This is a genomic window from Brevundimonas sp., assembly GCF_052436175.1.
Taxonomy (GTDB): domain Bacteria; phylum Pseudomonadota; class Alphaproteobacteria; order Caulobacterales; family Caulobacteraceae; genus Brevundimonas.
On sequence record NZ_JBQVNM010000006.1, the window covers coordinates 38374 to 58435 of the forward strand.

A 20062-nucleotide genomic window follows, 5' to 3' on the forward strand; every position below is an offset into this window, starting at 1 on the left:
CGCCCCCTTGAAATCGTGATCGCACGGGCCGAAACAGCGGCCCGTGTCGTCCGAGCCTGCCCCCCTGTCCTTGGAAATCCTCGTCATCGGCGCCGGCGTGCTGGGATTGTGCACGGCGGCGGAGCTGACCCGTCGCGGGCGTGACGTCCGGGTTCTCGACCCAGGCGGACTCAACGCTTCCGCCGTCGCCGCCGGGATGATTGCTCCGGCGATGGAATCCGCCATCGACGATGTGACGCCGGAACGGGCGGCTCTGCTGCGCCGGGCTGCGGACCTTTGGCCTGGGTTCGCCGAGGCGCATGGGCTGGAATTGCTCGATGACGGCGCGGAATGGCGGGGCGAGGGGGCTGATGAGATCGAAGCGCGCCTAAGGGCTCTCGGCTTTGCACCCCGGCGCGACGGCGACCGGGTGTTCGCGCCGGAGGACCGGCGCGTGGACGCCGAGGACACGCTGGCGGCTTTGAGCGCCGGATTGCCCCATTCCTTGATTCTGGCGGAGGCTCAGGAGATTTCGGCGACAGTAGCCGGATGGCGCGTGCGTCATTCCGGCGGCGTGGTCGATGCCGGGATGGTCGTCCTCGCCACGGGCGCCGCTGCGGCCCTGCCCGGTCTGCCTGACGACGCGTGGGCGCGCGTCTCGGGTATTCTGCCGATTCGAGGCCAGATCGGCTTGGCTCAAGCCCAGGACGAGCCCGGCGTGGTGCGGGGGCTCGGCGCCTATGCGGCGTCGGGCGAAGCCCGCCTGCTGATCGGCGCCACCATGGAGGCCGGACGGCGCGATCTGGAGCCCGATCCCGTCACGGGGCAGGGCTTGATCGCCGCTCTCGAGCGGTTCTCAAGCGCAGTCGTCGATCCGGCCGAGGTCGACTGGCGCGTGGGCGTGCGGGGCGCGACGGCGGACGGCCTGCCCCTGGCGGGGGCGTCAGGCGCGCCCGGACTGTTCCTGGCCTTGGCGCCCCGGCGCAACGGCTGGCTGCTGGGGCCGATGGTGGGACGGGTGGTGGCGGACGCCGTCGAGGGCGGGACGTCCCTGCCGGACGCCGCCGCCCTCGACCCCTTGCGGTCCTTCTAGCCCGTCACGCCGAAGCGGACGGTGAAGACGACCGCCGCCCCATCGACCGCCTGACCGTCCACGGTCCGCGGGCTCATGCGGAAGTAGCGGGTCAGACCGAGAGCGGCGCGACCGAAGCCCTTGCCGCCGGGTGTCTCATTGGCGATGGCGCAACCCGACAGGGCGCCGCTGACCTGGACCTGACATCTCAGGGTCGCGGCGCCGCCGATGCCGTCGCCGAGCGCCCGCTCGGGGAAGGCGCGGGACATCTGGGCGGCGCTGGGCTGGCTGACCCAGTCAGGACGGGTGATGACCGGCGGGGCCTTTGGCGTCGGGGTCGTGGCGACGCCGACCGGCGCCTCTGGCGGAACCGGCGTCGTCAGGGTGATGACCGGGCCCGGATTGGGGGCGGGGTTGTCCACGACATTGACCGGCAGGGTGACGGGCGGCGTCACCGGACTGGGCACGGCCTTGTGGATCGGCGGATTCGGAGCGGGCGGACGAACGTCTGGTTTGATGACGGGCCGGGGCTCGGGTTTCTCCATCGTGATGGTGACCGAAGGCGGCACGTCGATCACCGGCTCGGCCATCTCGAAGCGCTGGTAATAGAGCGCCGCCCCGACGCCGACGTGGGCAAGGGCCACGACGCCGATGGCGAGCCAGGTCGCCCGTGGCAGGGGGCGTTTGCGTTCTCCATAGTCCAGCGGGTGGACCAGGGCTGGACCGCCGGCGGTGCGTATCATCATGATCGTCATCCCTTCGTGGCCGCCCCCGACCCCGCCGTGAGGGAAGTGCGCGCTCAAGCTGTGGCGGGATTTTGGCGCAGCCAAGCTTATCGTCGATCACCAGATGCCGGTCTGTCGCCGTTAAGATTTACCTCCTGTTAACCACGATCGCACAGCGTTCGGGGATTATGAGCATCGGAGCGATTCCCCCTGCAGGCGGCGTGGAAGCGGCCATTCGCCGCGCCTCGAGGGCGACCGGCGTGGACTTCGACTTTCTGATGAAGACCGCCAGGCGTGAAAGCGCGATGAATCCGTCTGCGCAGGCGCGGACCTCGTCGGCGGCGGGTCTGTTCCAATTCATCGAGCAAACCTGGCTGGCGACCGTGAAGCAGTCGGGCCACAAGCACGGCTATGGCCAGTACGCCGACCTGATCCAGCGCGGCGCCGACGGGCGCTGGCGTGTTCAGGGCTCGGCGCGCAATGTCGTGATGGACCTGAGGTTCGACCCGCAGGCGGCCTCGACCATGGCGGCGGAGCTGACGGCGTCCAACGCCGCCTATCTCCGGGGCCGGACAGGACAGGAGCCGGGCGCCGGTGATCTCTATGCCGCCCACTTCCTGGGTCCGGCGGGCGCCGCCAAGCTGATGGAGGCGATGCAGTCACGGCCAGGCGCCAGCGCGGCGGCGCTGTTCCCGGAGGCGGCATCGGCCAATCGCTCGATCTTCTACAGGGGCGGTCGGCCCGCGACCGTCGCCGAAGTTCACGCCAACCTTCAAAAGACGGCGGGAGAGGGCGCGCCCGCAGCCACCACCGCCGATCCGCTCAAGCCGCCGACGGATGCGGAGCGCGACATCATGCTGGCCGCGCGGCTGGATCGGCTGAAGCAGGATCAGACCCTCCTTGCCATGTTGCTCGGACAGGACGGGCAGGGCGGCAAGACGGGCTTTGGCGGCGCCTTCGGCCCCGGGCCGGACGCCGCCTGACGAGACGCGGTGACCGTCAGGGTAAACCGGCCGTTAAGCAAGCCGGGCCGATGATCGCACAGAAGCCGTCCTCTGGATTCGTGAGTCGCCCATGACCGCCTTTCAAGCCCGCCTGACCGACGCCGACATCCGCAGGATGATCAAGGCGACCGACGAGGACGAACGCGCCTCGGCCGCGCACAAGCTTTGTCGCAGCATGGATCGCGCGGATCTGTCGGACGACGAGCGGGAAGCCGCCCAGAAGATCCTGAGACTGCTGGCGGAGGACGCCGCCGAGCTGGTGCGACGGGCCCTGGCGGTGACGCTCAAGGCCTCCGATCTGATCCCGCATGACGTGGCGCGCCGTCTGGCTGCAGACGTGGACAGCGTCGCTCTGCCCATCATCGGTTTTTCGCCCGCCTTTTCCGACGAGGACCTGATCGAGATCGTCGAGGCCGGTTCGGCCATCCGTCAGATCGCGGTTGCGTCCCGGCCGTTCGTGTCGCGCGATGTGGCCGAGGCCTTGAGCATCGACGGGTGCGAGCAAGCGGTTCAGGCCCTGGCCGCCAATGACAACGCCGACCTGTCCGAGCGCGCCATGACCCAGGCGCTGGACCGTTTCAGCGACGCCCCGGAAGTCGTCGCCGCGATGGCCTATCGCCGGGTTCTGCCCGTCGAGATCACCGAGCGGCTTATCACCATCGCGAGCGAAGCTGTGCGCGAGCATCTGATTTCGCGTCATGCGGTCGCGCCTGAGACGGCTATCCGACTGGCTGGGTTCGCTCGGGAGCGCGCCACGGTCGATCTGATCGACCAGGCCGGTTCGGGCGTCGATCTGGCGCAGTTCGTCGCCCAGTTGAACGGGCGCAAGGCCTTGACGGCGTCCCTTCTGTTGCGGGCTCTGGCGCGGGGCCAAATGGGCCTCTTCGAGCATGGCCTGGCCGAACTGGCGATGACGCCGCATTCGCGCGCCTGGCTGATGATCCATGACGCAGGGCCTCTGGGGCTGAGGGCCATCTATGATCGCGCCGGGCTGCCGCCGCGCCTGTTTCCGGCCTTCCGGGCCGGCGTGGACACCTGGCGCACCCTGGTGGCCGAGGGCGGCCAGGTCAGCGGCGATGGTTTTCGCCAGCAGATGCTGGAGCGTTTCCTGACCCAGCGTCCCAACGCCCCTCGCGAGGACCTGGCCTATCTGATGGAGCGGCTGGATCGGGCGACCGAGCCCGTGACCCGTCGAGCCGCAGCCTGACAATCTTGAATTGAAAACGCCCGCCTGATGGAGCGGGCGTCGTCTTTGTTTAGCCGGCGAAGGCGTCAGGCCATGTGTTCGGCGACGCGGCTTTCCAGAGCCTCGGCCAGGACACGCCCTGTCGGGTGTTCGTCGGTCTGGATCTTGTCGCGGACCACGGCCTTGATCGCATCGACATGGGCGTCGACCAGGGGCATCGGAGCGGCCATACGCTTGCTGGCGTCGTCCAGCAACTTGCAGAGAGATCCAGCCAGACGGGTGACCAGCGGATACTGGTAGGTGGTGCCGAGACCCTTCAGGTCATGGGCGCGGCAGTAGAGATATTCCCCGTTCTCAGGCGTCAGACCCTCGGTACGGATGGCGGCCTGGGCGGCGTCCAGCTTGACGATCTCGTCGTCCAGCCACTGGCCGAACTGGGCCGACATGGCCTGAAGCGCGGCCTCGGCCTTGGCGATGGCGCTGGCGTCGATGCCGCCGAATCCGCCTCCGACCTTCATGCGAAGGGTGTTGGGCGGACTGAAAACCTGAGCCGGATTACTCACCGATAACTCCCGAAGACGTCTGGGGAGATGATGCGACGCCCGCTGTTAAGGAACGGTGACTACGGCGAACGGCGGTTCCAGATACTGTCAATCAGTCGCCAGACCGCCCGGCAAGAGCGTGGCCCGCCCGCTCAGGCTGAGGTCCAGAAGCGCCGCGGCCACGACCTGTATCGGCAGTCCGCAGGCCCGCGCCAGCTCATCCCTCGGCGTCGGCGTGGGCGACAGAAGGGCGGCGACCCGGTCCAGAACCTCGAGGTCCACATCCTCCGGCGGGATGTCGAACGGGTCGGGCGGCGGCTCGGCGAGGGAGCGCAGGGTCTCGAAGGCGCGAATGACGTCGTCCACCCCCTCGCACAGGATGGCGCCTTGGCGCAGCAGATCGTTAGGGCCCTTCGAGCGCGGATCCAGCGGCGAACCGGGCACGGCGAAGACGTCGCGGCCCTGTTCGGCGGCGAGGCTGGCGGTGATGAGGGAGCCGGAGCGGATCTCGGCCTCGACCACGATCACGCCACGCGACAGACCGGAGATGATGCGATTGCGGCGCGGGAAGTCGCGCGCCTGGGCCCGATGGCCGACCGGGCTTTCGGAGACGATGCAGCCCTTTTCGACGATGTCGGCATAGAGGCCAGCGTTGTCGGGCGGATAGACGTCGTCCACCCCGCCGCCGAGGACGGCGACCGTGCCGGTGTCCAGCGCGCCCGCATGCGCGGCGGCGTCTATGCCGCGCGCCAGCCCCGACACCACGACGAACCCGGATCGGCCGAGAGAGTCGGCCAGGCCGCGGGCAATCCTCTGGCCGCCCGCGGAAGCGATCCGGGCGCCGACGATGGCGACCGACTCGCGCGACAGGAGGGCGACGTTTCCTCGCGTCCAAAGCACCGGAGGCGGCGGATCGACGGCGGCGAGGCGGGGCGGGTAGGCGGCGTCGCCCAGCACGACGAGTGCTGCGCCGACACGCGCCCCGGCGTCCATTTCGGTGGCGATCCGGTCGAGGGAGGGGATGTCTCCACCCTTGCCGCCCTTGGCCATGAGCCCGGGCAGGGCGTCAAGCGCGCGCACCGCCGATCCATAGCGTTGGAGCAACTGCCGGAAGGAAACCGGCCCAACCCGTTCGGTGCGCGCGAGGCGGAGACGTGCGAACCGCTCGGCGTCATCGAGCGGTCCGGCGGCCATCAGGCTTTTGACGCCCCGATGCGGGGTTCGGCGCCCTTCAGCAGCCGCCCGATGTTCTCATGGTGCCGGATGTAGATGAGCAGAGCCGTAAACACCGCCAGCAGGGTGATCGCGCTCGAAGTCGGCAGGCCTGCCGACGGCAGGGGCAGAAGCGAATAGAGGGGCGCCAGGGCCGCAGCGACGAGGGCCGCCAGCGACGAATAGCGCAGGGCGAAGGCCACGATCAGCCAGGTCGCCCCGGCCATCAGGCCCAGCGGCCAGTGGGCGGCGATCAGCAGGCCGAAGAAGGTGGCGACCCCCTTGCCGCCCTTGAACTTCAGCCAGACCGGGAAGATGTGACCGAGGAAGGCCGCGCCGCCGGCGATGCAGCCGGCCAGTTCGCTGCCGAGAAGCCAGCGGGCCAAAAGCAGGGCGGCCGCCCCCTTTCCGGCGTCGAGCAGGAGGGTCGCCAAGGCCAGATCCTTGCGCCCCGTACGCAGGACATTGGTCGCGCCGATATTGCCCGAACCGATCTGACGCACATCGCCCGCGCCTCCGAGGCGGGTCACCAGCACGCCGAACGGGATCGAGCCGAGCAGATAGCCGCCGACCGCCGCCAGAGCCAACGAGCCCATTGCTGCCGCCGCCAGATCCTGCACCTGATTCGCTCCCCTCATTCGCGTTGGCCGTACGATGCGTCGGCGGCGAGGCTGGAGCAAGGGGAGGCGGCCGTCACCGTCGCTTCACTTGACCCGGTGCGCTCTGTCCACCACAGGCGGGACGTGTCGAGGAGCCCGCCATGACCCGAACCCTTGTCGCCCTGCTGCTGGTCTCGACGACGGCCGCCTGTGTCGCCCCCGGGGCGGAACCTCGCCCGGCGGTCGACAGCGGTCCGGCGCTCGCGGCTTATTTCGACTGCATGCGTGATGGCGGGGTGGTGATCTCGGCGCACCGGGGGCAGGTCTCGCCGGAGGCGGCGGAGAACGCCGTGTCGTCCATCGAGGCGACGGGGCGTGCCATTCCGGGCGCAGTTGTGGAGATCGACGCGGCCCTGACGCGCGACGGCAAGCTGGTGCTGATGCACGACGATAGTCTGGACCGGACCACAACGGGGCGGGGCAAGGTCGCGGATTTGACTCTGGCCGAGGTGAAGGCGGCGCGGCTGACGACGCCCGGCGGCCAGACGCTGGACGAAGCGCCGCCGACACTGGCCGAGGCGCTGGCGGCGGCGGGTCGGGTCGGGGCCATCGCGTCCATCGATCTGAAGCCGTCGGACGAAGCTGCGACCGTGGCCCTGGCCCGCGCCGTGGTGGACGAGGTGCGCCGCGTCGGGGCGCAGGATCGGGTCATCCTGATCACCTATTCCGACGCGACGGCGCGGGCGGTTGCGGCCATGGCGCCGGAGATGATGCTGTCGGTGGGTCTGTCGTCGCCGGACAGTCTGGAGGGGCTGAACCCACCGCAGGTCCTGGCCTGGACCGGCACGCGCGAAGAGCGTCCGGCCCTGTGGCGTTCGCTGAGGGAGCGGGGCGTCGAGGTCCAGTTCGGGACCCTGGGGCCGGCCGGACGCAGCCGGGACGACGCCTATGCCGCCGATGGCGATCCCTCGGAATACCGCGATCTGTTCCGTGAAGGCGTGACGGTCATCGCCACCGACACGCCGCTGGTGGTGCAACGGGTGCTGGCGGCGGAGACGGCGAAGGCCGCCGCCTGCCCGCGATAGTCAGAAGACCTTCCGGCCCGCGACCCAGGTTCCCATGACCTTGCCCTGGAGGCGGCGGCCGTCGAAGGGGGAGTTCTTGGACTTGGATTTCAGGGTCGCGGCGTCGATGACCACCGGGGCGTGCGGATCGAACAGGACGAGATCGGCCGGTGCGCCGGCGGCGAGAGCGCCGCTGTCGAGGCCCAGGACCGAGGCAGGCCCCTGGGTGACGGGGCGCAGAACCTCCAGCAGGTCCAGCCCATCCTCGTGATGCAGGGACAGAAGGGCGGGCAGCAAAGTCTCCAGACCGACCGCGCCGGGCGTGGCCTCCGAGAAGGGGCGGCGCTTGTCCTCGGCGGGCGCGGGGGCGTGGGCGGAGGTGACGATGTCGATCAGGCCGTCGCGCAGGGCCTCGATCAGGGCCTGACGGTCGCTCTCGGAACGCAGGGGCGGGTCAAGGCGGAAGAATGTGCGGTAGTCGCCGATGTCGATCTCGTTGAAGCAGAGGTGGTTGATCGACACCGACGCCGCGACCTCCAGACCCCGTTTGCGCGCCCGGGCGAGTGTCTCCAGCGCGCCCTCGGTCGAGATCTGGTCGACGAGGAAGCGCACGCCGGTCTGTTCGACCAGGGCCAGGTCGCGCTCCAGCTGGATGCGCTCGGCGATGGCGGGTACGCCCGACAGGCCCAGCCGTGAGGCCATCTCGCCGGAGGTGGCGACGCCGCCCTCGCTGAGCCAGGGGTCTGCGGGACGGCAGGCGATCAGGGCGTTGAAGGAGGCCGCATAGCTCATCACCCGCTGCAGGGTGCGGCTGTTGGCGATGACGTGGACACCATCGGTGAAATAGAGCGCGCCCGCCTCGTCCATCAGGCCGATCTCGGCCATGCGCTGGCCCTCGCGGCCCTTGGTGGCGGCGCCGGCGGCCCGGACGTTGACCAGATCGAGAGCCGCGCCGCGCCGCTGGATGAACTCGATCATCGCCGGGTCGTCGATGGCCGGGTCGGTGTCGGGCTGGATGACGATGGTGGTGACGCCGCCCGCCGCCGCCGACAGGCTGGCGGACTTCAGGGTCTCGCGCGGCTCGGCGCCCGGTTCGCCGGTCTTGACCCGGATGTCGATCAGGCCGGGGGCGAGGCAGAGGCCGTTCGCATCGACGATCTCGACGCCCGACGGGCGTTCGGTCGCGGCGCCGTGGACGACCTCGACGATCCGGCCGTCCTCGATCAGGACGGCGCCGGGGCCGTCATAGTCCGACGCCGGATCGAGCAGGCGGGCGTTAATAACAGCGAGCGCGCTCATCGGTCGTCTCCGATGCGGGCGGAGAGGGCGGCCAGCACGGCCATGCGGGCGGCGACCCCCATTTCGACCTGATCCTGGATCAGGCTGACCGACAGGTCGTCGGCGACGTCGGAATCTATCTCCACGCCGCGGTTCATCGGGCCGGGATGCATGACCTTCGCACCCGGCGCGGCCCAGGCCAGTTTCTCGCGATCCAGACCCCAGAAGCGGAAGTATTCGCGGGTCGAGGGGACGAGAGCGCCCTCCATCCGCTCGAGTTGAAGGCGCAGCATCATGACGACGTCGCAGCCCTGAAGTCCCTCGCGCATATCATGGAAGACCTCGCAGCCCCAGCGGTCCGCGTCACCGGGCACCAGGGTGGGCGGGCCGATCAGCCGAACGCGACAGCCCAGCATCGACAGCAGGATGACATTGGACCGCGCCACCCGGCTGTGAGCGATGTCGCCGCAGATGGCCACGGTCAGGGAGGTCACGTCGCCGAAGGCGCGGCGCAGGCTGAGCAGATCCAGCAGGGCCTGGGTCGGGTGCTCATGCCGCCCGTCGCCGGCGTTGACCACCGCACAGCCGACCTTCTGGGACAGCAGGGCCGCCGCGCCCGAGGCGCCGTGGCGGATGACCAGAATGTCCGGCTTCATGGCGTTCAGGGTGACCGCCGTGTCGATCAGGGTCTCGCCCTTCTTCACCGAACTAGCGCCCACCGGCATGGTCACGACGTCGGCGCCCAGTCGCTTGGCCGCGATCTCGAATGATGAGGAGGTGCGGGTCGAGTTCTCGAAGAACAGACTGACCACCGTGCGGCCGTGCAGCAGCGACAGGCTCTTGGAGGATTGGCGGTTGAAGTCGACGAAGGCGTCCGCGAGGTCCAGCAGGGCCATGGCCGTGGGGGCGTTCAGATCGCCGGCGGAGAGGAAATGGGGCGTCGGGAACGGGGCCAGCCGTTCTTCGATCATCGACTCGGTGACGGTGGGCTGGGTCATCGAGGGGTCGCTATAGAGCGAAAACACGCTGGATGCGAAGCGTTCGGGGTCAGATTTCCGGCAAAGCTACACCAGACCCTGACCCAGATGGAACACCGCCAGCAGGATCGGGATCATCACGGCGCTGCCGACCGTGGTCAGGGCGATGATGCCGGCCATCAGGGGGGCGTCCCCGCCCATCTGGCGCGCCAGCATGTAGGAGGCGGCCGCGCCGGGCGCGGCGCCGCACAGCAGGGCCAGCCCCTGCGCGAGCTCGTCGCCGCCGAACAGGAGGCACAGGCCCCACATCAGGGCCGGCATGATTCCCAGCTTGACGACCGAGACGACGCCGATGGTCCATTTGCGCCGCGCGACCTCGGCGAAGCTGAGGCCTGCGCCGGCCACGATCAATCCGAGCGGCAGGGCACCCGCGCCGAGCAGTTCCAGCGTCTCGGAGATGCCGGGCAGGTGCGGCACGCGGGCGAAGTTGAGGGCCAGACCGAGGAAACAGGCCATCAGGATCGGGTTGGCCAGCATGGCCTTAAGCAGGGCCAGGGGCCGGACGCCGCGCTGGTCGGCGCCCCAGCGCGCCAGGACGGCGACGCAGGCGATGTTGGTCACGGGGATGATGCAGGCGATCATGACGGCCGCCAGGGCCAGACCGCGTTCGCCATAGGCCGACTGGATGACCGGGAGAAAGACGAAGCTGTTCCAGCGGATCACGCCCTGGAAGACGCTGGTGTAGGCGGGGCCCTCGATCGTCAGAAAGGGCTTGGCGATCAGGGCTCCCGCCGTGACGATCAGGATGGCGACGACGGCGGCTCCGGCCGCAGCGGGGGCGCTGCCGCCCGACAGGTCCGCATGCCAGATGGCGGGCACGAGGAAGCCCGGATAGAGCCAGTTGATCGACAGCTTCTCGATCGGTCGCCAGGCGACGTCGGGCAGGAAGCCGGATTTCCGCAGACCATAGCCGAGGGCGATCAGGACGAAGACCGGCAGGATGCCGGCGATCAGGGCGGTCACGGCCTCAGCCGGTCCAGAGCCCCCTGCAGGATCCAGGCGGCGGCTGTGCGGTCCACGACGTCGGCCCGACGCTTGCGGCTGAGGTCGAGGTCGTCGATCAGGAAGCGTTCGACCGCGCTGGTCGAGAGCCGCTCGTCCCAGAAGGCGACGTGAGTCGGGCGGATGCGGTCGAGGTTGCGGGCGAAGGCGCGGCAGGACTGGGCGCGCGGCCCCTCGGTCCCGTCCATGTTCATCGGCAGACCGATCACGAGCGCCGAGACCTGACGCTGATCCATCAGCTTGAACAGCCGTTCGGCCTCGAGCGTGAACTTGGACTTGCGGATCAGCTCCAGCGGACTTGCGATCATCCGGCTGGTATCCGAGACCGCCACGCCGATGGTCTTTTCGCCCAGGTCGAGCCCCATCCACGCCGTGTTCGGCGGGCAGGCGTCGGGCAGGGCGGTGAGGTCGAGGACGGGCACGGCGGGTGCATAGGCCACGATGACGCGGTTGCGAAGGCGGAACCTTGTGAATCCGGCATCGGACGGCTAATCCCGACGGTTCAATTTCCGACACGACCGACGACTGGAGGGCCGCATGGCCATCGACGCCGCGACCGTGCGCAAGGTTGCGCACCTCGCCCGCATCAAGACCCCCGAGGACCGGCTGGAGCCGCTGGCCCAGGAGCTGAACGGCATCCTGGCCTGGATCGAGCAGCTCGACGAGGTGGACATTCAGGGCGTGGAGCCGATGACCTCGAACGTCAGCCAGCCCCTGCGCCTGCGCGATGACGTGGTGACCGACGGGAACAGGGTGGCCGACGTGCTGTCGAACGCGCCCAGCGCCGCCGAAGGTTTCTATGTCGTGCCCAAGGTGGTCGAATAGTCATGAGCGACCTGACCCAACTGACCCTCAAGGGCGCCGTCGACGGGCTGAAGTCGAAGGAATTCAGCTCCGAGGAAATCACCCGCGCCTTCCTGTCCAACATCGAGGCCGCCAATCCGACCCTGAACGCCTATGTCGAGGTCACCGCCGACAAGGCGATCGACATGGCCCGGGCGTCCGACGCGAAGATCGCGGCGGGGACGGGCGGCGTGCTGGAAGGCGCGCCCCTGGGCATCAAGGACCTGTTCTGCACCCAGGGCGTCCAGACGACGGCCGGGTCGAACATGCTGCGCGGCTTTGTCCCGCCCTATGAGTCGACCGTCACCGCCAATCTGTGGCGCGACGGGGCGGTGATGCTGGGCAAGCTGAACATGGACGAGTTCGCCATGGGCTCGTCCAACGAGACCTCGGCCTTCGGGCCCGTGGTCAATCCCTGGAAATCAAAGGGTTCGAATGCTGATCTGACGCCGGGCGGCAGCTCGGGCGGATCGGCCTCGGCGGTCGCCGCCGACCTGTGCCTGGCCGCGACGGCCTCGGACACCGGCGGGTCGATCCGCCAGCCGGCCGCCTTCACTGGCACGGTCGGGATCAAGCCGACCTATGGCCGGGCCAGCCGCTACGGCATGGTCGCTTTCGCCAGCTCGCTGGATCAGGCCGGTCCGATCGCGAAGACGGTCGAGGACGCGGCCCTGCTGCTGAAGTCGATGTGTTCGTTCGACGTCAAGGACTCGACCAGCCTCGACATCCCGACCCCCGACTGGACGCCGTTCGTCGGCAAGTCAGTCAAGGGCCTGCGCATCGGCGTGCCCTCGGAATATGTCGTGGACGGCATGCCGGAAGAGATGTCGAAGATCTGGGCCGACGGCATCGAATGGCTCAAGGAGGCCGGGTGCGAGATCGTCCACATCAGCCTGCCTCACACGAAGTACGCCCTGCCGACCTACTATATCGTGGCGCCCGCCGAGGCCTCGTCGAACCTGGCCCGCTATGACGGGATGCGCTTCGGCCATCGGGCCGAGAACGCGGCCAACCTGACGGACCTCTATGAGACCAGCCGGGCCGAGGGCTTCGGCAAGGAGGTCCAGCGGCGCCTGACCATCGGCGCCTATGTGCTGTCGGCCGGCTTCTATGACGCCTTTTATGTGAAGGCGCTGAAGGTGCGTCGTCGCATCGCCGAGGACTTCGACAACGTCTGGGACCGGGTGGACGCCATCCTGACGCCCTCGACGCCGTCGGCCGCCTTCGCCCTGGGCGAGAAGCAGATCGACCCGGTGAAGATGTATCTGAACGACGTCTTCACGGTGACGACCAACCTGGCGGGATTGCCTGGCATCTCGGTGCCGGCGGGCGTGGACGCCAACGGCCTGCCGCTCGGTCTGCAGGTCATCGGCAAGGCGCTGGACGAGGCGACCGTCTTCCAGGTCGCCGGGGCGCTGGAAAAGGCCGCCGGGTTCACCGGCAAGGCGGAGAAGTGGTGGTGAGTTTTCTTGTCGCCGGTCGAAACAAGAATGCTCTTCGTTTTGCCCGAGGCAAACTGACCCAACTCAAGACTGCGGCTGAGGTGCTAGGGCTCCGCAACAGTGAGGCGTGGCGTTCGGATTTCAGCATAGGATACCAATACCGACACTCCCTTCTAGGTTTGGAGCTGGCCAAAGATGCTCATTGGTCGGGATGGTTTCAACGCGACTATCCGGGCGAGCAGGTGATCAGAGCGACGTTCTTGGATTCCGCGCCGAGCGTGTTCGACATCGACCGCGAATGGCTCTCCAGCCGCTACGACAGGATGGTGGAGGAAATGTCGCGGGAAAGTCGCGTTTCGCCAGAGCCGAAGTCTGATTTCGCACGAGGTGTTATGTGGGCGGACCGCGTGTTGCATTCCTGCCTGAGGGTCATACGACAGAATGATCCTATCGCCCTCCAGGTCCAAGACCTTGAAAGGCGCTACCACAGTCAGTTTGGCACAAAGCTGGGCAATCTCGTCGGCTTCCGGCGGCCCGACCGATACTATAAATTCCTCGTCGCCCATACGCTGGGGCCTAAAGCCTTCAGCAAGACATTCTCCGACGTCGAGCTCGCACGCTTGCTGAATAAGAAATCGACATGACCGACACGACTGCCACCACATCCAAACTCATCCAGGGCCGCACCGGCGCCTGGGAAATCGTCATGGGGCTGGAGATCCACGCCCAGGTGGCGTCGAACGCCAAGCTGTTCTCGGGCGCGGCCGTGGGCTTCGGCGCGGCGCCGAACGCCCAGGTGTCGCTGGTCGATGCGGGCTTCCCCGGCATGCTGCCGACGCTGAACAAACATTGCGTCGAACAGGCGGTGAAGACGGGTCTGGGCCTGAACGCGAAGATCAATCTGTTCAGCCAGTTCGACCGCAAGAACTACTTCTATCCCGACCTGCCGACCGGCTATCAGATCAGCCAGCTGTATCACCCGATCGTGGGCGAGGGCGTGGTCGAGGTCGAGGGCGAGGACGGCGAGTTCTTCAACGTCGGCATCGAGCGGCTGCACCTGGAACAGGACGCGGGCAAGCTGATCCACGACCTGTCGCCGACCCATTCCTATGTCGATCTGAACCGGGCGGGCACGGCCCTGATGGAGATCGTTTCGCGTCCGGACATCCGTTCGCCGGAAGAGGCCGTGGCCTATGTGAAGAAGATCCGGACCATCCTGATCTATCTCGGCGCCTGCGACGGCGACATGGAGAAGGGGAATCTGCGGGCCGACGTCAACGTCTCGGTCTGCCGCGAAGGCCAGTACGCGAAGTTCAAGGCGACCGGCGACTTCAGCCATCTGGGCACGCGCTGCGAGATCAAGAACGTCAACTCGTTCCGCTTCATCTCCCAGGCCATCAACCACGAGGCCCGGCGCCAGATCGAGATCCTGGAGGACGGCGGTAAGATCGTTCAGGAAACCCGCCTTTACGACCCCACGAAGAACGAGACGCGGTCGATGCGGTCCAAGGAAGAGGCGCAGGACTATCGCTACTTCCCTGACCCGGACCTGCTGCCGCTGGAGCTGGAACAGGCCTGGATCGACGAGATCAAGGCCAACCTGCCCGAACTGCCCGACGCCAAGCGCAAGCGGCTGATGAGCCAGTATGGCCTGTCGCAGTACGACGCCATCGTCCTGATCTCCGATCAGGCCAAGGCGGATTACTTCGAGGAAGCGGCCAAGGGCCGGGACGCCAAGCTGGTGGCCAACTGGGTGACGAACGAGGTCTCGGCGCGGCTGGCGGCGTCCAACACGGAGTTCAGCGACAATCCGCTGCCAGCGGCCCATGTCGCCGAACTTGTCGAGCTGATCGAGACCAATGTGATCTCGTCCAAGATCGCCAAGGAGGTGTTCGACCACGTCTGGAACGGCGAGGGCTCGCCGTCGGAAGTGGTGGAGAAGCACGGCCTTAAGCAGGTCACCGACACCGGCGCCATTGAGACCGCCATCGACGAGATCATCACCGCCAACCCCGACAAGGCGGCGGCGGTGGCGGAGAAGCCGCAGGCCCTCGGCTGGTTCGTCGGTCAGGTGATGAAGGCCACGGGCGGCAAGGCCAACCCCGCGGCGGTCAATGACATCCTGAAAGCGAAGCTGGGCCTCTAAATTCGTCATCCTCGGGCTCGACCCGAGGATCAGCGGTTCAGCGACGATCGTAAGAAGAAAAGGGGCGCGCCAGCGATGGAGCGCCCCTTCGTCTTTCAGCTTGAGGATCGTCCGATCCTCGGGTCAAGCCCGAGGATGACGGAAATCGCCCGTCCTAGTTGTTGAACAGCGACAGGATCACGCCGGTGGCCAGGGCGGCGATCACGATGTCGCCCGTGTCCGTGCGATAGTATCCGTAGCCGCGCGGCGGGGCGCGCCAGCCGTGACGACGGTAGTCGCTAACGTACCAGCTGCGGCGGTAGTCGCGCGGGATCACCGCGCCGCGCTGCCAGCGGCGATAGTCATGACGATAGTCGCGACGCTGGTCGCGGACGCCGCGACGGTAGTCGTTGTAGCGTTCACGCTGGGTGTAGCGGCGACCGTCATGGCGATTATGGTCGGCGCGGCGCTCCCAGCGCTCGTAGCGGCCGTCCCGGTCGCGGTCACCCCACGATTGCGCGGAGGCGGCCATGGGGGCGGACAGGGCGGTGACGGCGGCCACGGCGGCTATGATCAGGGTCTTCTTCACGGTCTGTCTCCTTTGCAAGGCTCGCCGACCGGGGCCGACGAGACATTCCGACTGCTTCAAGAATGCGACCCGACGCCTGAACCCGCGCTGAACACCGGGTTCAGGCTCCCGCCCGATTTCGGCCCCGGGATCCCGGGCAAGGAAAAGGCCCCGGAGATCGCGCTCCGGGGCCTCGTTCCTCACAGACGGCCTACCAGCGCCAGAAGTCGCGGACGACGTCGATGATGTAGCCGTCGTACTCGTCGATCAGATAGACCGAGTTGTCGACATAGACCCAGCGCGTGCCCTCTGGGGGATAGCCGAGGCCGTAGGTCCGGTAGTCGTCCATCCGGTAGCGCCAGAAGATCTCCGGCAGATACTGGCCGATCTGGTAGTGGCGGCCGTAGTACTGGCGCGGCACGCTGTAGTAGCCGTAGCCCGGCGCGAAATAGAAACCGATCCGGACCCCGCTCCAGCCGCGGAAGCGACGGTCGTTGCGCCACCAGTCGTAGCCGCGGCTGCGATTCCAGTCGCGCTGCCAACGCTGGCTGTCGAAGCGGTTGCGCCACTCCCGGCGGGTGCGATCGCGGTCGCGGTCCCAGTTTTGGCCGGGACGACCGGCGCCGGGACGGCCGCCATCCGGACGGTCCTGGCCGGGACGGCCATTGTTCCAACCGCCGCCGGGCCGGTCCGGACGGCCATTTCCTGGACGATCCGTATCCGGATGACCCGCGCCGGGTCTGCCGCCGTCGGGCCGGCCTGAGCCTGGGCGACCACCGTCAGGACGCCCTCCGTCCGGACGGCCCCCATCGGGACGGCCGCCGCCGGGGCGCGAACCCTCTGGCCGATCCGGCCGCTGCCAACCGCCCGAAGGCCGGTCCGGGCGCTGACCCGTGTTGGGGCGATCCGGACGGCCCTGGCCTGCGTCGCCGCCGGTCGGACGGTCGGGACGACCTCCGCCCGAGGGGCGTTCCGGGCGCGGACCGCGATCGGGTCGCGGCTGGGATTGATCGCGAGGCGCCTCCGCAGCGGGGCGCGGCGCAGGACGAGCGTCGGGCGCCCGTTCTCCACCCCGATTGCCGGGGCGTCCCCGGTCACGCTGGGGCGCTTGGGCGAGGTCGTCTGTGCCGCGGTCGCCGCGTTCCTGAGCCATGGCCGAGATCGGCGCTAGGATTGGAAGGGTGAAGGCGGCGATGGCGGCATAGGCCATCAGTTGGCGTTTCATTGTCGGTTTCCACACACGCCCGACGGGGCGGCTTGTGATGAGGATCGAACCCGTCGCCTGAACCGTATCTGAACGAACGGCGGCGCCGGATTAACTTTCGGACATGAAAAAAGCCCCGCAAACCAGAGGCTTGCGGGGCTTGCTCTGCCACTTGGGCGGATCAGTACATATTGGCGAAGACGCTGGCGATCAGGCCGGTGGCGACGGCGATCATGACGATGTCGCTGCCAGCGTGAACATAGCGATAGCCGTAGGGGGCGGGGCGCAGGCCGTACACATAGGGGTCGCGGACATAGTAGCTGCGGTAGGACGGCGGCAGATAGCCGCCACGCTGCCAGCGGTAGTTGGCGTAGCGCGGATCGACCCGGTAGTAGCCGTAGCTGGGCGCATACCAGTAGCCGGGGCGAACACCGCGATAGTCGCGGAAGTCCGAGCGGCCCTGATACCAGTAGCGATTGTTGCGGTCGTAGCGGCGGTCGTTGCGACTGTCCTGGCGCCAGTCGCGGCGATCGTCGCGGTGATCCTGGCGCCATTCACGACGATCATCGCGATTGTCCTGACGCCACTCGCGACGGTCGTCACGGTTGTCCTGACGCCATTCGCGGCGGTCGCCGCGGTCGCGGTTCTGGGCCTGGGCCGCGATCGGGGCGGCCGTGGTGGTCAGGGCCAGGGCGACCAGGGCGGCCTTGGTGAAGCGGTTCATCCTTCTTGCTCCCGATGGGCGGCGACGGCTGGCGGCGTCCGGCCCGTTAAACATGACGGCAACATCCGACCCGGCGCATGAACTCGTTCTGAACGGACGTGTCAGGTTTGAAACGTGCGGCCGGAGGGGCCAGATAGACGCCTGATCCCCTCCGCCCTCGTCACAGGAACGCCCGATGCCGAAACCCATAGAGCTCTGGTACTGGCCCACGCCCAATGGCTGGAAGGTGTCCATCGCCCTGGAGGAGATGGGACTGGCCTACGAGATGAAGCCCGTGAACATCGGCGCCGGCGAGCAGTTCAGGCCGGAGTTCCAGGCCATCAGCCCCAATGGCCGGATGCCCGCCATCGTCGATCCGGACGGCCCGGACGGCGAGCCCCTGTCGATCTTCGAGTCCGGCGCCATCCTTCAGTATCTCGGGGTGAAGTCGGGCCTCTTCTACCCGCAGGATCCGCGCGGCAAGGCCGAGGTGGACCAGTGGCTGTTCTGGCAGGTTGGCGGCTTGGGGCCGATGGCGGGCCAGACCCACCATTTCCGGCAATACGCTCCGGCCATGACGCCCGACCAGCGCCACCTGGCCTACGGCGTACGGCGCTACACCAACGAGACGAACCGTCTGTATGGCGTGATGGACCGGCGGTTGGCGGACAGGGACTATCTGGCCGGCGACTATTCGATCGCGGACATGGCGGCCTGGCCCTGGGTGCTGCCCACCTTGCAGGGACAGGACCTCGCCGACTTCCCCCATCTGGCGCGCTGGATGGAGCGGGTCGGTGATCGACCGGCGGTGAAGACGGGGCGGGCCCTGGGAGATGACCTGCGTCGCAATCTGGCCTCGTCTGGCGCGGAGGCGGAGAAGGCGCGTCGGATGCTGTTCGGACAGCGGGCGCGTTAACCGTTTCCAGCATCTCTGTAAACGCGGGGTTTCAGGGGTGTTTATGATGACTGAACACGGTTCTGGGTGTTCATAAGCCCTTTACGAAAAACAGCTTTTTCGTGTTTCGGCGTTAACTTTAACTTCAGCGGGCAGGGCGTTTCATCGCGTCATCAGAGGCGAGCCCAGAACGGGCGCGTTTGGAGGATGAGACGATGACCGCGCAAGAACTGGCGCAAGATTTCGATGGCGAGGCCCAGGCTCTGCCGCTGCCCACGCCCGACATGGACGGCGACGCCCTGTTCCGCCTGGGCATGATGTATTCGTCCGGCTCGGGCGGCTGCCCGATGGACCGGGTGTCGGCCCACATGATCTTCAACCTGGCCGCGATGAAGGGTTCGATCGAAGCCCGCGTCTATCGTCGCGAGATGTCCATGGAGATGGAACGCGAAGAGATCGCCGAGGCTCAGAAAGCGGCTCGTCGCTACATCGACGCCGGCACTGTATCCTTGGCCGCATAAGAATGCGGCCGGGGCGCTGACGCGCCAGCGCTACGCTCGGCTCGCGGAGCCTCGCTACTTGAGCGCGGGATTCCCCAACGGCTGACGTTTAGCACGTCCGAACGGCCAAGCCGCTTCGGAAGGATCAGGCACACCGACGCCATGGGACAGGTAAATGCGCTCAAGCAGTGAGCGACCGCGTCGCGAACGTAGCGCGGCGCGAAGCGCCTCGGGGCCGAAGGCCAGGAATCACGGAAACTGCTGGTACTGGCCGTTGATGCTGTAGGTGAAGCCGATTGGCAGGGCGGCCTTCACCTGGGTGAAGAAGGCGGCCAGTTCGCCGAGGTTGGAGCGCGGCACGAACAGGATGTCGCCGCGACGCAGGGGAACGGCGTCGCCCCGGCGCTGGCGCAGGTCCAGCACCCGCAACATGCGCACATTGCCGCGTCCGCGCCGGATCAGGGCCACGTTCTGAAGCTTTCCGGAGGGCAGGACGCCGCCCGCCTGGATGACGGCCTGGAGCGCCTCCATGTCGCCGGTCATCTCATAGACGCCCGGAGTGCGGACCTCGCCATCGACCCAGACCCGGATCGGACCAGCGGTCTTGAGGCTGACCTCGACCACGGGCCTCACCAGAATGCGCGAATAGGCGCCGCCCAACGTCTGCTGCAGCTCATACAGGGACCGATCCGCCGCCATCACCTGGCCGACCAGGGGCATGGAGATACGGCCGTCCGGCCCAACCTTGACCGTGCGGGTGTTCTCCGGCGCGGTAGGGGTGGCCACCTCGATCTCGTCGCCGGGATAGAGCAGGTATTCGGGCTCGGCGTCGGACCAGTCGGCGAACTCCAGATCGGGAACCCCGGCCGGTTGACGCTGGTAATCCACGCCCGTTCCGAGCCCGAGGTCGGGCATGGACGCCCGCGCCCCACAGGCCGAGAGGGCTCCGGACAGGCTCATGGTGCCCAGGGCGAAGAGGAGAGAGCGGCGGTCGGCGGTCATGGCGGGGCGCCTGAGAGAGACTCGGGGGACAAAAGGTCTGTGAGGCGACCTTCGGCAATCATGGGTAACGACTGGTTAAC

General features: G+C 67.7%; 22 protein-coding genes. 10 read left to right on the forward strand and 12 right to left on the reverse strand.

All coding sequences use genetic code 11. The features are described from left to right. The first annotated feature begins 43 nt into the window (after window positions 1-43). A complete protein-coding gene (locus tag ACT6QK_RS02765) occupies window positions 44-1072 on the forward strand; it encodes an NAD(P)/FAD-dependent oxidoreductase (protein ID WP_444596285.1) in 1029 nt (342 codons plus the stop codon). On the opposite strand, the gene ACT6QK_RS02770 is transcribed toward ACT6QK_RS02765, so the two are convergent. Next, the gene (locus ACT6QK_RS02770; protein ID WP_444596286.1) at window positions 1069-1797 is read right to left on the reverse strand and encodes a TonB family protein; all 729 of its coding nucleotides are present in this window, start codon (window positions 1795-1797) and stop codon (window positions 1069-1071) included. The two genes, ACT6QK_RS02765 and ACT6QK_RS02770, sit on opposite strands and share 4 nt — an antisense overlap. 167 nt (window positions 1798-1964) lie before the next feature. Between ACT6QK_RS02770 and ACT6QK_RS02775 the strand changes: the two genes are divergently transcribed. Further along, on the forward strand, window positions 1965-2759 hold the full coding sequence (locus tag ACT6QK_RS02775) for a transglycosylase SLT domain-containing protein (protein WP_444596287.1): 795 nt from the start codon (window positions 1965-1967) through the stop codon (window positions 2757-2759). A gap of 91 nt (window positions 2760-2850) precedes the next feature. Next, on the forward strand, window positions 2851-3987 hold the full coding sequence (locus ACT6QK_RS02780) for a DUF2336 domain-containing protein (RefSeq protein ID WP_444596288.1): 1137 nt from the start codon (window positions 2851-2853) through the stop codon (window positions 3985-3987). A 65-nt stretch (window positions 3988-4052) separates the two neighbouring features. Here ACT6QK_RS02780 and ACT6QK_RS02785 read toward each other — a convergent pair whose 3' ends face one another. From ACT6QK_RS02785 to plsY, 3 genes are all read right to left on the reverse strand, one after another. Further along, window positions 4053-4529 carry an Hpt domain-containing protein gene (locus ACT6QK_RS02785; RefSeq protein WP_444596289.1) on the reverse strand — a complete coding sequence of 159 codons (477 nt, stop codon included), beginning with the start codon at window positions 4527-4529 and terminating at the stop codon, window positions 4053-4055. An 87-nt stretch (window positions 4530-4616) separates the two neighbouring features. Next, window positions 4617-5702, reverse strand: coding sequence for a DNA-processing protein DprA (gene dprA, locus ACT6QK_RS02790; protein WP_444596290.1), 1086 nt, complete (start codon window positions 5700-5702; stop codon window positions 4617-4619). After that, window positions 5702-6340 carry a glycerol-3-phosphate 1-O-acyltransferase PlsY gene (gene plsY, locus ACT6QK_RS02795; protein WP_444596318.1) on the reverse strand — a complete coding sequence of 213 codons (639 nt, stop codon included), beginning with the start codon at window positions 6338-6340 and terminating at the stop codon, window positions 5702-5704. Before plsY ends, dprA begins: the two co-directional genes overlap by 1 nt. 140 nt (window positions 6341-6480) lie before the next feature. Here plsY and ACT6QK_RS02800 point away from each other — a divergent pair, with 140 nt between their 5' ends. Continuing rightward, complete coding sequence (locus ACT6QK_RS02800; protein WP_444596291.1) at window positions 6481-7404, forward strand: glycerophosphodiester phosphodiesterase family protein; 924 nt, start codon at window positions 6481-6483, stop codon at window positions 7402-7404. On the opposite strand, the gene pyrC is transcribed toward ACT6QK_RS02800, so the two are convergent. The 4 genes from pyrC to ruvX form a co-directional block, all read right to left on the reverse strand. After that, entirely contained in the window at window positions 7405-8682 is a 1278-nt protein-coding gene (gene pyrC / locus ACT6QK_RS02805) for a dihydroorotase (RefSeq protein ID WP_444596292.1), read from the reverse strand. Then, the gene (locus ACT6QK_RS02810) at window positions 8679-9659 is read right to left on the reverse strand and encodes an aspartate carbamoyltransferase catalytic subunit (RefSeq protein WP_444596293.1); all 981 of its coding nucleotides are present in this window, start codon (window positions 9657-9659) and stop codon (window positions 8679-8681) included. The genes pyrC and ACT6QK_RS02810 overlap by 4 nt, the downstream gene beginning before the upstream one ends. A 66-nt stretch (window positions 9660-9725) precedes the next feature. Continuing rightward, window positions 9726-10661, reverse strand: a complete 936-nt coding sequence (locus ACT6QK_RS02815; protein WP_444591722.1) for an AEC family transporter — start codon at window positions 10659-10661, stop codon at window positions 9726-9728. Continuing rightward, window positions 10658-11122 (reverse strand): Holliday junction resolvase RuvX, encoded by a 465-nt coding sequence (gene ruvX, locus ACT6QK_RS02820; protein ID WP_444591726.1) that lies wholly within the window; start codon window positions 11120-11122, stop codon window positions 10658-10660. The genes ACT6QK_RS02815 and ruvX overlap by 4 nt, the downstream gene beginning before the upstream one ends. A 115-nt stretch (window positions 11123-11237) precedes the next feature. Here ruvX and gatC point away from each other — a divergent pair, with 115 nt between their 5' ends. The 4 genes from gatC to gatB are packed head-to-tail and all read left to right on the forward strand — an operon-like array spanning window position 11238 to window position 15131. Continuing rightward, on the forward strand, window positions 11238-11525 hold the full coding sequence (gene gatC / locus ACT6QK_RS02825; protein WP_444591723.1) for an Asp-tRNA(Asn)/Glu-tRNA(Gln) amidotransferase subunit GatC: 288 nt from the start codon (window positions 11238-11240) through the stop codon (window positions 11523-11525). A 2-nt stretch (window positions 11526-11527) separates the two neighbouring features. Next, a complete protein-coding gene (gatA, locus tag ACT6QK_RS02830) occupies window positions 11528-13006 on the forward strand; it encodes an Asp-tRNA(Asn)/Glu-tRNA(Gln) amidotransferase subunit GatA (protein ID WP_444591724.1) in 1479 nt (492 codons plus the stop codon). After that, a complete protein-coding gene (locus tag ACT6QK_RS02835) occupies window positions 13003-13629 on the forward strand; it encodes a hypothetical protein (protein ID WP_444596294.1) in 627 nt (208 codons plus the stop codon). Before gatA ends, ACT6QK_RS02835 begins: the two co-directional genes overlap by 4 nt. Next, window positions 13626-15131 (forward strand): Asp-tRNA(Asn)/Glu-tRNA(Gln) amidotransferase subunit GatB, encoded by a 1506-nt coding sequence (gatB, locus tag ACT6QK_RS02840; protein WP_444596295.1) that lies wholly within the window; start codon window positions 13626-13628, stop codon window positions 15129-15131. Before ACT6QK_RS02835 ends, gatB begins: the two co-directional genes overlap by 4 nt. 154 nt (window positions 15132-15285) lie before the next feature. On the opposite strand, the gene ACT6QK_RS02845 is transcribed toward gatB, so the two are convergent. The 3 genes from ACT6QK_RS02845 to ACT6QK_RS02855 all read right to left on the reverse strand — a co-directional run bounded on the left by ACT6QK_RS02845 (window position 15286) and on the right by ACT6QK_RS02855 (window position 17606). Next, complete coding sequence (locus ACT6QK_RS02845; protein WP_444596296.1) at window positions 15286-15699, reverse strand: RcnB family protein; 414 nt, start codon at window positions 15697-15699, stop codon at window positions 15286-15288. Between the two features lie 190 nt (window positions 15700-15889). Then, window positions 15890-16903: an RcnB family protein gene (locus ACT6QK_RS02850; protein ID WP_444596297.1), complete on the reverse strand. Its 1014-nt coding sequence runs from the start codon at window positions 16901-16903 to the stop codon at window positions 15890-15892. Between the two features lie 160 nt (window positions 16904-17063). Then, window positions 17064-17606, reverse strand: a complete 543-nt coding sequence (locus ACT6QK_RS02855) for an RcnB family protein (RefSeq protein WP_444596298.1) — start codon at window positions 17604-17606, stop codon at window positions 17064-17066. Window positions 17607-17781: 175 nt separating this feature from the next. Between ACT6QK_RS02855 and ACT6QK_RS02860 the strand changes: the two genes are divergently transcribed. Further along, a complete protein-coding gene (locus ACT6QK_RS02860) occupies window positions 17782-18501 on the forward strand; it encodes a glutathione S-transferase N-terminal domain-containing protein (protein WP_444596299.1) in 720 nt (239 codons plus the stop codon). Between the two features lie 194 nt (window positions 18502-18695). Beyond that, window positions 18696-19001 carry a sel1 repeat family protein gene (locus ACT6QK_RS02865; protein WP_444596300.1) on the forward strand — a complete coding sequence of 102 codons (306 nt, stop codon included), beginning with the start codon at window positions 18696-18698 and terminating at the stop codon, window positions 18999-19001. Window positions 19002-19229: 228 nt separating this feature from the next. Here the strand turns inward: ACT6QK_RS02865 and ACT6QK_RS02870 are convergent, their stop codons facing one another. Then, a complete protein-coding gene (locus ACT6QK_RS02870) occupies window positions 19230-19982 on the reverse strand; it encodes a polysaccharide biosynthesis/export family protein (protein WP_444596301.1) in 753 nt (250 codons plus the stop codon). Between the last annotated feature and the right edge of the window lie 80 nt (window positions 19983-20062).

Bases quoted from the DNA above. Each gene is read 5' to 3' on its own strand.
- ACT6QK_RS02770 (WP_444596286.1), bottom strand. From the start codon at position 1,797: ATGATGATACGCACCGCCGGCGGTCCAGCCCTGGTCCACCCGCTGGAC.
- ACT6QK_RS02775 (WP_444596287.1), top strand. From the start codon at position 1,965: ATGAGCATCGGAGCGATTCCCCCTGCAGGCGGCGTGGAAGCGGCCATT.
- ACT6QK_RS02780 (WP_444596288.1), top strand. From the start codon at position 2,851: ATGACCGCCTTTCAAGCCCGCCTGACCGACGCCGACATCCGCAGGATG.
- dprA (WP_444596290.1), bottom strand. From the start codon at position 5,702: ATGGCCGCCGGACCGCTCGATGACGCCGAGCGGTTCGCACGTCTCCGC.
- ACT6QK_RS02800 (WP_444596291.1), top strand. From the start codon at position 6,481: ATGACCCGAACCCTTGTCGCCCTGCTGCTGGTCTCGACGACGGCCGCC.
- pyrC (WP_444596292.1), bottom strand. From the start codon at position 8,682: ATGAGCGCGCTCGCTGTTATTAACGCCCGCCTGCTCGATCCGGCGTCG.
- ACT6QK_RS02810 (WP_444596293.1), bottom strand. From the start codon at position 9,659: ATGACCCAGCCCACCGTCACCGAGTCGATGATCGAAGAACGGCTGGCC.
- gatC (WP_444591723.1), top strand. From the start codon at position 11,238: ATGGCCATCGACGCCGCGACCGTGCGCAAGGTTGCGCACCTCGCCCGC.
- gatA (WP_444591724.1), top strand. From the start codon at position 11,528: ATGAGCGACCTGACCCAACTGACCCTCAAGGGCGCCGTCGACGGGCTG.
- gatB (WP_444596295.1), top strand. From the start codon at position 13,626: ATGACCGACACGACTGCCACCACATCCAAACTCATCCAGGGCCGCACC.
- ACT6QK_RS02850 (WP_444596297.1), bottom strand. From the start codon at position 16,903: ATGAAACGCCAACTGATGGCCTATGCCGCCATCGCCGCCTTCACCCTT.
- ACT6QK_RS02855 (WP_444596298.1), bottom strand. From the start codon at position 17,606: ATGAACCGCTTCACCAAGGCCGCCCTGGTCGCCCTGGCCCTGACCACC.
- ACT6QK_RS02860 (WP_444596299.1), top strand. From the start codon at position 17,782: ATGCCGAAACCCATAGAGCTCTGGTACTGGCCCACGCCCAATGGCTGG.
- ACT6QK_RS02865 (WP_444596300.1), top strand. From the start codon at position 18,696: ATGACCGCGCAAGAACTGGCGCAAGATTTCGATGGCGAGGCCCAGGCT.
- ACT6QK_RS02870 (WP_444596301.1), bottom strand. From the start codon at position 19,982: ATGACCGCCGACCGCCGCTCTCTCCTCTTCGCCCTGGGCACCATGAGC.